Annotated in this window: 8 protein-coding genes; 2 read left to right on the top strand and 6 right to left on the bottom strand. The window is 48.0% G+C overall.

Annotation, left to right across the window (positions count from 1 at the left end; all coding sequences use genetic code 11):
* Positions 1 to 88: 88 nt before the first annotated feature.
* A complete protein-coding gene (gene kynU, locus HGH91_RS29465; RefSeq protein ID WP_168742834.1) occupies positions 89 to 1,387 on the top strand; it encodes a kynureninase in 1,299 nt (432 codons plus the stop codon).
* A gap of 7 nt (positions 1,388 to 1,394) precedes the next feature.
* Positions 1,395 to 2,354 carry a tryptophan 2,3-dioxygenase family protein gene (locus HGH91_RS29460; RefSeq protein ID WP_168742833.1) on the top strand — a complete coding sequence of 320 codons (960 nt, stop codon included), beginning with the start codon at positions 1,395 to 1,397 and terminating at the stop codon, positions 2,352 to 2,354.
* 37 nt (positions 2,355 to 2,391) lie between these two features.
* Here HGH91_RS29460 and HGH91_RS29455 read toward each other — a convergent pair whose 3' ends face one another.
* The 6 genes from HGH91_RS29455 to HGH91_RS29430 all read right to left on the bottom strand — a co-directional run bounded on the left by HGH91_RS29455 (position 2,392) and on the right by HGH91_RS29430 (position 11,860).
* Positions 2,392 to 3,819 carry an MFS transporter gene (locus HGH91_RS29455; protein WP_168742832.1) on the bottom strand — a complete coding sequence of 476 codons (1,428 nt, stop codon included), beginning with the start codon at positions 3,817 to 3,819 and terminating at the stop codon, positions 2,392 to 2,394.
* 90 nt (positions 3,820 to 3,909) lie between these two features.
* Positions 3,910 to 4,947: a bifunctional transcriptional activator/DNA repair enzyme AdaA gene (locus tag HGH91_RS29450; RefSeq protein ID WP_168742831.1), complete on the bottom strand. Its 1,038-nt coding sequence runs from the start codon at positions 4,945 to 4,947 to the stop codon at positions 3,910 to 3,912.
* A 75-nt stretch (positions 4,948 to 5,022) separates the two neighbouring features.
* Complete coding sequence (locus HGH91_RS29445) at positions 5,023 to 5,919, bottom strand: AraC family transcriptional regulator (protein ID WP_168742830.1); 897 nt, start codon at positions 5,917 to 5,919, stop codon at positions 5,023 to 5,025.
* A gap of 30 nt (positions 5,920 to 5,949) precedes the next feature.
* Positions 5,950 to 6,894 carry an SDR family NAD(P)-dependent oxidoreductase gene (locus HGH91_RS29440; RefSeq protein WP_168742829.1) on the bottom strand — a complete coding sequence of 315 codons (945 nt, stop codon included), beginning with the start codon at positions 6,892 to 6,894 and terminating at the stop codon, positions 5,950 to 5,952.
* A 197-nt stretch (positions 6,895 to 7,091) separates the two neighbouring features.
* The gene (locus HGH91_RS29435; protein ID WP_168742828.1) at positions 7,092 to 8,618 is read right to left on the bottom strand and encodes a RagB/SusD family nutrient uptake outer membrane protein; all 1,527 of its coding nucleotides are present in this window, start codon (positions 8,616 to 8,618) and stop codon (positions 7,092 to 7,094) included.
* 14 nt (positions 8,619 to 8,632) lie between these two features.
* A complete protein-coding gene (locus HGH91_RS29430; protein ID WP_168742827.1) occupies positions 8,633 to 11,860 on the bottom strand; it encodes a SusC/RagA family TonB-linked outer membrane protein in 3,228 nt (1,075 codons plus the stop codon).
* Between the last annotated feature and the right edge of the window lie 124 nt (positions 11,861 to 11,984).

The following is an 11,984-nucleotide window of genomic DNA, read 5'->3' as shown; positions in this document are numbered from 1 at the left end:
TACCACTCATTTTATTTTTCAATATACCGCAGCCATGATACACCAACATGGAGGTAATCACTGACCATTTAAAATTATTTTTTACGTGATGCTTTTTGAAAATCAGCGGGCTTTTGCGCAGAGCCTGGATCAGCAAGACCCATTACATGCGTTCAGAAATGAATTCCTGTTTCCACAGCAAAATGGAACACCATTCATTTACTTATGCGGTAACTCGTTGGGCTTACAGCCTAAAATGGCGCGAAGTTATGTAGATCAACAGCTCAACAACTGGGAAAACATGGCCGTAGAAGGATGGTTTGAAGGAGATACTCCCTGGATGTATTATCATAAGGAGCTGAAATGGTTAATGGGCAATATCGTTGGCGCCAGTGCCGCGGAGGTATGCCCTATGAATACGTTGACGGTTAACCTGCACCTGCTGATGGTGAGCTTTTACCGGCCTTCAGCCGGGCGATTTAAAATCATCATGGAAGCCGGCGCCTTTCCCTCCGACCAATATGCTATAGAAAGCCAGGTAAGATTTCATGGGTACGATCCGAAGGAAGCGATTATAGAAGTGGCGCCCGGAGCGGGGGAAAACACGTTGAGAACTGCAGATATCCTGGCTGCTATTGCTGACAACGGCGACCAGATCGCACTGGTACTCTTCGGTGGTATTAATTACTTTACCGGCCAATGGTTCGATATGCCGGCCATTACCCAGGCGGGACACGCCGCAGGCGCAGTGGTGGGCTTCGACCTGGCGCATGCTGCGGGCAATGTGCCTTTAAAACTGCACGACTGGGACATTGACTTCGCCTGCTGGTGCTCCTACAAATATCAGAATGCAGGCCCCGGTGGTATCAGCGGGATATTTGTACACGAAAAACATTTCTCCGATACGTCCCTGCATCGCTTTGCCGGCTGGTGGGGCTATAATGAGCAACAACGGTTTAAGATGGAGAAAGGATTTATTCCGGAAGCCGGCGCCGATGGCTGGCAGGTGAGCTGCACCCAGGTGATTCCAATGGCCTTGTATTATGCGTCCCTGAAAATTTTTGAGAAAGCGGGTTTCATTGAGCCGCTGAGAAAAAAGAGCGAACAACTCACCGCCTACCTGTGCTATATCATCGACGAAGTAAATAAACAGCTGGGGTTCGAACAGTTTAAGATCATAACACCTGCTACCGCTGAAGACAGAGGAGCGCAGGTATCTATTGTGGCTAAGCATAACGCCAAAGAAATATTTAATGCTTTAATGGCCCATCATGTTTTGGGCGACTGGCGCGAGCCCAATTTAATCAGACTCAGTCCCGTACCACTGTACAATAGCTTTGAAGATGTATTCCTGGTAGGGGAGCGCTTAATGGCCATCAGCAAAACAATCATCACTCACCGAAACTAAGCAGGCGATGGAAATAACACCGGAAATTAAAGATAGATTATTGAGGTTACAGGAGAAATATGCTGCTATGGGGCAGGATCTCAACGCGTATCTCGACGGTCTGCTCTACGCGGATTACCTTACCTATTGGGATTACATACACCTGGATACTTTACTGAGTCTGCAACATCCAAAGACTTCCTACCCCGATGAGGAAATCTTTATCATGTACCACCAGATCACCGAGCTGTATTTTAAACTCACCTTGCATGAGTGCAAACAAATAGCCGGCAATGCTTCACTGACAGCCGATATTTTTGCCACAAAGCTAAAGCGGATCAACGCTTACTTCACTGCCCTGGTATCCTCTTTTGATATCATGGTAGATGGTATGGACAAAGAACAGTTCCTGAAATTCAGGATGTCACTGCTTCCTGCCAGTGGCTTCCAGTCCGGGCAATACCGTATGATAGAAATTTATGCCACCGATTTCACACAGTTGGTAAGCCTGGCCAAACGGGAGGAGTTGAAGCACGCTACTATCAAGGAAAAGTTTGAACATATTTACTGGAAGTCCGGCGCCTCTGAATTATCTACCGGCAAGCAAACCCTCACGCTGCAACAGTTTATCGCCAAATATGCAGCGCAGTTCCTGCAACTCGCAGAAGACAATGTGCATACCAACTTCTCTGCCTTGTACCGGTCGCTGCGTCAACGTGGTGAAAACATGGAATCCGTAGAAGAAGAGCTCCGGAAGCTGGATTTATTTGTGAATGTAGAATGGCCGCTGTCACACTATAAATCCGCCGTTCGTTACCTGGAACGCGACCCGGTAGACATTGCCGCTACCGGTGGCACCAACTGGCAGAAATACCTTCCTCCGAGATTCCAGAAAAGGATATTCTTCCCTTACCTGTGGACAGAAGAGCAGGTGGATCAATGGGGCAAGTCCTGGGTGATGAATGTGCTGAAATCATATAGGGTATAGCCTGTTGCGGGCAGGGGGTAGCCGCTCCTGCCCGATGCTATTCCATGGCTATAGCTTCCCGGCTGTCGTTGCTTACCGGTACCGGCAATAGCCAGAGTATAATCGCTACCATGATCAAACAGGCTATATCTGCGGCCATCCCGCTTTTAAAAGCGGTGAGGTAATCTGGATGGGGCTGAATATCAATCACATGATAAAACACGCCTCCAATAATACAGATGCCAAGTGCGGAAGCTGTTTGCTGGAATGTGGAGAATACGCCGGAGGCGGTGCCTGCAAATTTTACCGGGATGCTTCTTAACACAATTGTCAGGAGAGACGGCAATACCATTCCATTGCCAAGCCCATATAACCCAATAAGTGCAATGGGCCACCAACACTGCATTTGAGGTTGATAGATTTTTACCTGTAATAAAAAAGAGAAAAATATAATCATTATTCCTGCCAGCAAAACCCGCTTGCCATACCGGGGAATCAGCCTCCCTGCCAGCATTGAAGTAATCATAAATAAAACAGCATGAAGTAGAAAGTACGTTCCGCATTCCAATGCACTGAGGTGAAGGCCATCCTGTAAATAAACGGCGATCATCAACAGGTAAGCTGTATGCATCATGAAATGGAATAACACTGCCAGTAAACCGAGATTAAATTCCTTCACGGTAAAAAGAGAAATGTCGAGCAATGGGATTTTGAGCTGTTTTTTCTTCTTTTTTTGATCTATACACAGATAAGTGAACAGGAACAATGATAACAGCATCAACCATATGCTCCATGCAGGCCAGCCAAGTTCCCGGCCTTTAGTCAACGGATAAATTAAACAAATGAGGCCTGTGGTGAGTATTCCTGCTCCAGTGTAATCAAAATTACCCGTGGCTGTCTTATCGGTTTCGGGGAGAAACCGCGTAATGGCCCAGGTAGCAGCTATGCCTACTGGCAGGTTAATAAAAAAGATGAGCCGCCATCCTGCTATTATAAGGTGAGTATCTACCAGCCAGCCGCCCAGGATCTGGCCAATAATGGCTGCGATACTGAGCGTAGCTCCATACCAGCCAATCGCTTTAGCCCTTTCTTTGGAATCTGTAAATAGCACTTGTATATAGGCAATAGATTGTGGTACCATCAGGGCAGAACTTACCCCTTGAAAAAAGCGCATTATGTTCAGCTGCATGGCGGTTTGCGATAATCCACAGCAACAGGAGCTGAGCGTAAATAGCATCATACCCCATAAGAATACCTTCTTTTTTCCCAGGTAATCGCCTGCGCGTCCGCCAATGATTAGCAGAGCCGCACTTCCCAGCAGGTAGCCGGCTATTACCAGCTGCATTTCTCCGTTGGTGGCGTGTACTCCTTGCTGGATGCCAGGTATGGCCATATTGATAATAAAGATGTCAATAACATACAGTAAAGGTGCTGTCAGCACAATGGTCAGCGCGAACCATTTGTTAGATGTCGGGTTATTTTTCATAATCTTAAGCAGGCGTATCCCGCTTTATCCGCTGGGATAAAAGTAATACGGGGAATTATAGTTGAATGAATAAGGGAGAGATGATAAAGGTTACCCGTTTGCTTTTTCCAGGTCCAGCAGCCACTGCTTTCTGTACAAACCGCCCCCATAGCCTGTAAGCTGGCCATTTTCGCCGATAACACGATGACAGGGAACCAGGATGGATACCCGGTTCATGCCGTTGGCATTGGCTACGGCACGAATGGCTTCCGGCTTGCGGATAAACAGCGACTGTTGTTTATAAGACGCCGTTGTTCCATAAGGAATGGTTTGCAGCGCCTGCCATACCAGTTGCTGAAATGTTGTTCCCGGTGTGAAAAGCGGTACGGAAAACCGTTGCCTGTTTCCCTGGAAATACTCTCCCAGCTCCGTTTTTAATGACTCGAAGTGAGGATGGCTGGCTTGTATAATATCGGCATTTAATCGCCTGGCCAGGTCTTTCAATTCTGTTTCCAACATTTTCCGGTCGCTGAATTCCAACAGGCAAATGCCTTCTTCAGTGGCACAGGCAATCATAGTGCCCAGTGGCGTTTCCAGGCGGTGTAGGTTAATCAGCCGTTTATCCCTGCGATGCGATGGCGACATGCCAAAAATAGATTTGAAAGAATCATTGAAGCCGCTCAATGATTCATAGCCGGCTTCAAATGCTACGGCGGTAATGGTATCCCCTTCCCGGATTTTTTTGAAGGCAGCATTGATACGGCTCATCCGCTGAAAAGCATGAAAGGTAAGGCCGTGATTTTTCAGGAACCAGCGCCGGATAGTATGCGGTTCCAGTCCCCTTGCCACCAGGTCTTCATCTTTCAGTTTTGTAGATGGATCCTTTTCCAGCTCCTGCAATAGTTGTTTTATATCGTCGGGTGTTTCGCCAATCAGTTCCAGCGGCCGGCATATCTTGCAAGGCCTGTATCCCCTGCTGATGGCTTCATTTGCGGTCTTAAAAAACTCAACATTTTCTGCTTTGGGCTTCCTGGCGGTACAGGTAGGCCTGCAAAAGATACCGGTAGTTTTTACGCCGGTGATAAACGTTCCCTCAAAAGAAGTATCCTTGGCGACGATGGCATTATACATCGTTTGATGTGTAAGCATAATCTTTTTTCTACAAAAGTAAAGCGCCACGGCAGGCCGGAACAACCGGAAAATTGACAACTATTTTTAGAGAGGCTATCGGGTAGATTTCTCCCGGAAATGATGAGGCGTTTCCCCCGTCATTCTGCGGAAGAACGCATTAAAGTTGGAGGCATGCCCAAATCCCAGGCAATACCCGATCTGTGCCACATCCCAGCGGGTGTTTTGCAGCATCGCCCTGGCTTCTTTGGCCATATGCTGCGCAATTAGCTCAGTGGTGGTGTGGCCGGTAACTGCCTTTACAGACTTGTTCAGGTAGTTGACATGCAGGGAGAGCTGTGCGGCAAATTCGCTGGCCGCTTTAAGCCGTACCTGTTGACGGGCGTCACTTAATGGAAATTGACGCGCCAGCAGTTCCAGGAATAACTCCGTGATCCTGGCTGCAGACGTAGTCTTCGTATATTCCGAATCAGGAGGCATGATCTTATGTGCTTCGTGAATCAGGAGCTGCAGGTGACTTCGCCATACATCATGTTTATGCGCGTAGTCACCTGCTGCTTCCTGCAGCATCAGGTCAAAGATGTGGATGATCCTTTCGCGGGCAGTGGTGTCGGGAAACAGGATATGGTCGCCCTGTACCTTAAAGAAGGAAGCGGCCGCCGGTATTTCCCGTTTTAACCGGTTATGCAGGAAGGCTTCAGTAAACAGGCAGTAATAGTAGCGTTGTTTTTCAGTGACACGTTGCCAGGCATATGGTATCAGCGGGTTGCTAAAAATCAGCGTACCGCTTTTTGCCTGGATACTCCTGTCGGCATAGGTAATAATAGCTTCGCCTTCCAGCAGGAGCGCTATTTTATAGTAATCTCTCCGCATTAATGAAGAAGGGCGGGGTGGGTGATCGCCTTCCACCAGCTGTACCTGGAATATTTCATTGGGGCTATGGGGAACACCATGCCTTGTGAAAAACTGCGTTATCTGCTCGCGGGAATTCATTGCACTAAGGTATGAAAATAAAAAAGGGCGTCAGGGCCATGATATGCCGGTAGCCGCTTCGCTGAACTTCCATAGCTCCCTGGCCCTGCCGGGATCGAGTGCAAAACCGCGCACCCCGCGTCCTGGAGGTGCATCGTTAGGAACAATGGGTGCGATGTTGCAGTCTTCGCAGTAAATGCCGCCCATACCATTCAGCTGGTCGCTCAGTGCGCACCAAACCGTGGTAGCCGCCCCTTGTTCCTGGCTTTTAAAGTGGGTTATTTGCTGGTCCCAGGTTTGTCGCTCGTCATCCGTCATATAGCGGAAGATATCGGTCTGTACGGCGCCCGGATGTACCGAAAATGCCCTGATGCCGTGTGGTGCACCCGCCCTGTCCAGCTCCGCAGCAAAGAGCACATTGGCGGTTTTCGACAACCCATATGCTTTGGCGCTGTCGTAGGGATGATGCTTAAATTGAAGGTCATCGAGTTCGAGCTCACTGCGCCGGTGACCAACAGAAGAGAGCACTACCACCCTGGCGCCGCCGGCATTTTTTAGGGCCGGCCACAGCCGTCCGGTGAGCTGAAAATGCCCGAGATGATTAACGCCAAATTGGAACTCATAACCGCGCTGATCTTTCTGCAGCTGCGGTGGGCGAAAGATCCCTGCATTATTGATAAGCAAGTGCAGATGAGGGTGGGTGGCGAGAAACTGTTCCGCAAACGTATCAACTGATAGCGGGTCAGCCAGGTCTAACGGCATAAAAGATACATTTGGAAGTGCCGAAAGCCGGTCACTGGCTTTGTGGGCATCCCGCCCGGTAGCGACTACCGTGGCGCCGGCATTAGCCAGCGCCTTTACGGTTTCATAATCGATCCCGGAATTACCCCCGGTCACCAGAACGGTTTTTCCTTTGAGGTCATATCCGGCGGCTATTTCAGCAGCTGTGCTATTGGCATTAAAGTGGGAGTGAATGGGTTGTTGGATGCTGGTCATATAAAAGAACACTTAATCGCACAAAATTAAGCCAGCAGATTTTTTGAAAGTTATGCGAATCAAATCAATCGTTATGCGGATCAGGAGTATTGAGGTGCATACATTTCCTGGATGGGATCTATCTCTTCTCCAATCTAAAAAAAAGCAGCCAGACTTCAAGCCTGGCTGCCAATTCCAAATACAATAGACAATTAACCCTATTCTAACGCTCCATTGTAATCTGTTTCTTTCAATGGTACCTTCCAGGTCCATTTATTATTACTTTGCGGTGTAATGGTCACAGCCAGCGCAGTGAGGAAGTTACCGCCGGCAGCATAGTTGTGACGTACGATAGTATCGCCCCAACGCTTCATATCAAACCAGTCGAATCCTTCTCCCCACAATTCTATGGCGCGATAGGTTTTAATTTCGGCCAGCAGATCGGCGCCGGTTTTTGTACAGGTGTAGCTGGCATTCCGGCCAGAACCTTGGGTCAGATCGGTAAGCACCTGCTGAATTTCAGCGGCAGGCTTGTTTTGGAAGTATTTAGCCTCTGCTTCGATCAGGTACATTTCGGAGGAACGGAAGTGGTTTAAATTGCCCACGCCCGGCTGATCATTGGCTTTAATCTTGAACTGCATATAGGCGAAAACGTTCGATGTGGGATAGATATCAGGGTACAGCTTAAAAGCCCTGGCCTTCAATGCCGCCCCGGCTGCGCCCGTAGCGGTAGTGTAAGGATCTGTTTTAGGATCCAGGAACAAGTCTTTGCGAATATCGGTATCCGGAATTTTATTGTACAACTCCCGGCTGATACACTTAGGCGTAGATCTTACGGCCGATGCGCTGGCGTTGTAAGCGATATATGCCTGGTAGGAGTAAAAGTACAATGTTTCATCGGAGGCACCGTAACTGCTCCATATCCATTCCTTGTTTGGGTTGGAGAACCCTGCTTTATAATCTGCCACAGACATCAGCGGATACCCTGTTCTGGCTTTAACGGCGTAGTTTTCAGCGGTAGCGTAGTCCTGGCGGTTGAGGGCTGCACGGGCATATACCGCATAGGCTACATTGACGTTTACTTCAAAGTTCTGTGCCCGGGATTTGCCGGAAGAAGTATATAGCGCGATGGCGTTGTCCAGGTCTTTGTAAATAAAAGCATAGCTTTCTGATAAAGTAGATCTTTTAAGATCGCCGTCAGACATATCGGCTCTAAGCACCAGCCCCGGAGAGTTGCCATTGTCGGAGTCAGCCCACCTGTTGCCATATAGTTGTGCCAGCATCATATAGCTGTAGGCGCGGTAAGTTAAGGCCTGTGCCTTAATGAAGCTTTTGTCTGCATCTGTCCCGGACGCGGCGTCAATGAAGGTAATGATAGCATTGGCATTGGCAATTATCTTGTAGTAATAATACCAGGGATAATAGTCATAAATGCTGCTCACATTTTCATTCAGTGTACCATTGATGAGGGTGGCCCATCCTGAAAGGTTTACAAAGAAGTGATTGCCGGGATAGTTACCATAGTACATTTTAATGGTGCCTTCCCCATTAAATCCCTGGGAGGACAGGTACTGTGTGGTCATCATCTTAGCCAATCCATTGATCGCCAGTTTTGCATTGGTGGTAGATTCAAAGGTAACGGCCGGATTGGTAGAACTGGTGGGCGTTGTATTGAGATAGTCTTTTTTGCAGGAGCCGGCGCATAATGCCAATGCCAGCAAACCTGCCTGATATATTTTATTCATTCTTTTCAATTTAATTATAAGCCAATGTTGATACCAAAGGATAACACACGTGGTGTTACAAAAGCGTTGAGACTTCTGCCATTGAAAGACTGCTGGGGGTTCATGCCCTGCAATTTCGTGAAGGTGGCGAGGTTCTCAATGCTGGCTGTTAAACGGGCTGATTTGATATCTATTTTCTGCAGTAATGATCCGGGCATCTGGTAGGCTAACGCAATGTTTTTAATAACCAGGTACGAGCCATCTTGCAGGAACCGGGTCGACATGCTGTTACTGAAGGTACTCTTGGAGAAATCCATTACCGGCACTCCTTTGGGATTGATCCGGTCTGCAGAGGTAGCAGTCATGCCTTCCGGTGCTCCATCCCATGATTTCAGTACATCTTTGTGCATTTGACCTACGCTGCCCGACATCGTCATCAGGCTCAGGTAAGAGTCGTCATACACTTTGCCGCCCAGGGAATAAGTGAAGATACCAGACAGGGTGAAATCTCTGTAGGTAATACCTGTGGAGAAGCTGCCAAATACTTTCGGAATCGCGCTACCTGACCAGTCGCGCTTAGCATAGGTGGTATAGGTAGTATAGTTGGTGCCGTTAATATTTACCAGGTATTTATAATGGGCGCCATTGGTATCTTTAGGATCGAAATTAGCATCATCGGCCAGGTACAGGGCGCTACCGGTCATTTGGTCTACCCCTGCGTATTGGTAAGTCCAGAAATCATAGATGCTGTGACCTTCCATGTATTTGTAGTTGCCGCTTATGATACCTTTTTCCCTGTTCTGTTCCGGCAGGGTAACAATTTTGTTGGTCAGCCAGGTGGCATTTACACCAACATTCCATTTAAAGTCTCTCTTTCTCAGCACGTCTACATCCAGTGATAGTTCAATTCCCTTGTTGGAAACAGTACCCAGGTTTTTGCTGATGATAGCCTCTGCATTGCTATTGGAGGTAGCGCCGGCAGATAATGGCAGGTTGAAGTCAAATAAGAGGTTCTGGGAACGTTTGTCGAAGTATTCAACGGTTAAATTGGCACGGTTGAATAAGCGGGTTTCCAGCGCTGCGGAAATAGAAGAGGAGGTTTCCCATCTCAGATCCCTGGCCTCGTTTTGTGTTTTATATAGTGCAATACGATTGCTGTTCTGATCGAGTGTATAGAGTGTCATGTAAGCGTAGGTACTGGCACTCAGGTCGTTTCCGATCTGGCCGTAAGAAGCACGTAGCTTGGCATAGTCTGCATACCTGGAGAGGGGCGCGAAGAATGCTTCCCTGGATATCAGCCAGCTGCCGCCCAGTGACCAGAAATTACCCCAGCGGTTGTCTTTGTAGAATTTGGAAGAACCATCTCTTCTGAAAGAACCATCCAGGAAATATTTTTCGTCATAGCTGTAACGTGCACGGGCAAAATAGCCTTCTGACCGGTAGTCTACCTGGTAGTCGGTTAGATTGGTGATCTTGGTGAAGTTCACCAGCTCTGTGGCATTGGCAAATGCTTCGGTTGTTTTATAACCGTACAGGTAGTTGTAATTGTCGTAGTAATTTTCGTGTCCTGCCAGGGCTTCTATGCTATGAAGACCGTAGGACTTATTCCAGTTAAGGATTTCCTGGCCGGTATAGTTTTTATAGCGATAGTTGGTGCGGGAGGCGCGGCCTTCGTTGCCGGCGCCGTCGCCAATAACAGCATTGTTATATACATGTTCGTCGCTGTTGCGCACATTCAGATCACCTTTTACGCTGAATGTAAAGTCTTTCAGGAATTTGAAGTCGAGGAATACCTGTCCGTTTACCGTATTCCTGTATATCATGTCGCGGTTTAAATCATTTTCCCAGATAGTGTGTCTGCCTACGTATTGGTTGCGGGAAGTGCTGCCATCGTCGTATTGCGGTTGGCCGTTACGATCCAGTTTAAAATCGCCGGTGGCGGCATCATGCAGATGTACCGGGTAGATAGGGGCAATGCTCCTGGCATACATAAATGGATTCACGAAGGCAGCCGCGCTGGAAGAGGTAGCAGAAACATTGCTGGTGATCTGGTGGGTACCGGAGAGGTTAAATCCGTATTTGAACCAGTCTCTTGCCTGTATGTCGGCGTTAATTCTTCCGGTAAACCTTTTATAGCTGGTGTTGGTGATATACCCGTTTTCATCCAGGTAGCCAACAGAATAATAAAGACTGTTCTTTTTGTTGTTGGCGCTACCATTCAGGGCATAGTCCTGGCGATAGCCGGTTTTTTCAATGTCGTGGAACCAGTTCAGGTCGCCGGCATATCCAGGTAAAATTTTGGCATCGGCTACCATTTTACCGTTGGCGTCAAATAGCTGGTTAGCAGGTTTGTCGTAAATGTTGAGGTACAGGTAGTCGGAAATGAGGCTGCTGGTAGCTTTGGCGCCGGCGGCTTCTTTGGTAGGGTAGGTAGTAGGATTGGTAGACAGCAGGTTGTTACGGTATCCTTTCCACATTGTTTCCATAAATTCGTTAGCGTTCAGTACTTCATATTCTTTGATACCACGGGTATACACGCCCTGGTTCATGATGAAGTTGACACTGCTGTTGCCTTTGGCGGCTCTTTTGGTGGTCATGATGATGACCCCGTTGGATGCTTTGTTACCATACAATGCGCCGGCGGCGGCGTCTTTCAGCACAGATACGGATTCAATATCTGCGGGATTGATATCGGTAACATTGCCTGCAAAGGGTACGCCGTCGATGACATACAGCGGCGAGTTGTCGCCATTTACAGAAGTAAAACCACGGATACGTACGCTGGGCGTGGCGCCCGGAGTACCGGTGGTGTTGTTTACCTGGATACCGGCCGCTCCTTCCAGTACGCTAATGGCGTTGGATACGGGACGTTTCTCAATATCTTTTGTTTTGATAGCGGCTACCGATCCGGTGAGGGCTTCTTTCTTAGACTGGCCATAGGCGACTACAATTACTTCGCTCAGATCATCGGGCCGTGTGTTCAACGACACGTTGATAACATTGCTGTTGCCTACTGTTGCGATTTTGGAGTTGAATCCGACAGCGCGGAATATTAATACTTTCCCCGGCGGTACCTGGATAGTATAGTTACCCTGCGCATCTGTTTGTGTACCGGAAGAAGTACCCTGGATGATGACAGAAATGCCCGGTATACCGGTTCCATCAACGGTGTTGGTTACTTTGCCGCTGATCTTTTTTCCCTGCGCAACAAGCAGTGTTGGCAGGAGGCTCAGAAAGAAAAAAATAAGTGATCTTTTTCCCATGAAGTTCAGATTTAGATGTTAGAGATAAAAAGATAATTGTCGCTATATGCAGGCAATAGTTAGCCATAAGGACCGTAGCCCTCTGCATGTGATGTTGATAGTAATTTTATTTACCGGGCATGGC

This window comes from Chitinophaga eiseniae (assembly GCF_012641265.1).
Lineage (GTDB): Bacteria > Bacteroidota > Bacteroidia > Chitinophagales > Chitinophagaceae > Chitinophaga > Chitinophaga eiseniae_A.
This window is presented reverse-complemented; position numbering and strand designations above follow the sequence as displayed.

Bases quoted from the DNA above. Each gene is read 5' to 3' on its own strand.
- kynU (WP_168742834.1), top strand. From the start codon at position 89: ATGCTTTTTGAAAATCAGCGGGCTTTTGCGCAGAGCCTGGATCAGCAA.
- HGH91_RS29460 (WP_168742833.1), top strand. From the start codon at position 1,395: ATGGAAATAACACCGGAAATTAAAGATAGATTATTGAGGTTACAGGAG.
- HGH91_RS29455 (WP_168742832.1), bottom strand. From the start codon at position 3,819: ATGAAAAATAACCCGACATCTAACAAATGGTTCGCGCTGACCATTGTG.
- HGH91_RS29450 (WP_168742831.1), bottom strand. From the start codon at position 4,947: ATGCTTACACATCAAACGATGTATAATGCCATCGTCGCCAAGGATACT.
- HGH91_RS29445 (WP_168742830.1), bottom strand. From the start codon at position 5,919: ATGAATTCCCGCGAGCAGATAACGCAGTTTTTCACAAGGCATGGTGTT.
- HGH91_RS29440 (WP_168742829.1), bottom strand. From the start codon at position 6,894: ATGACCAGCATCCAACAACCCATTCACTCCCACTTTAATGCCAATAGC.
- HGH91_RS29435 (WP_168742828.1), bottom strand. From the start codon at position 8,618: ATGAATAAAATATATCAGGCAGGTTTGCTGGCATTGGCATTATGCGCC.
- HGH91_RS29430 (WP_168742827.1), bottom strand. From the start codon at position 11,860: ATGGGAAAAAGATCACTTATTTTTTTCTTTCTGAGCCTCCTGCCAACA.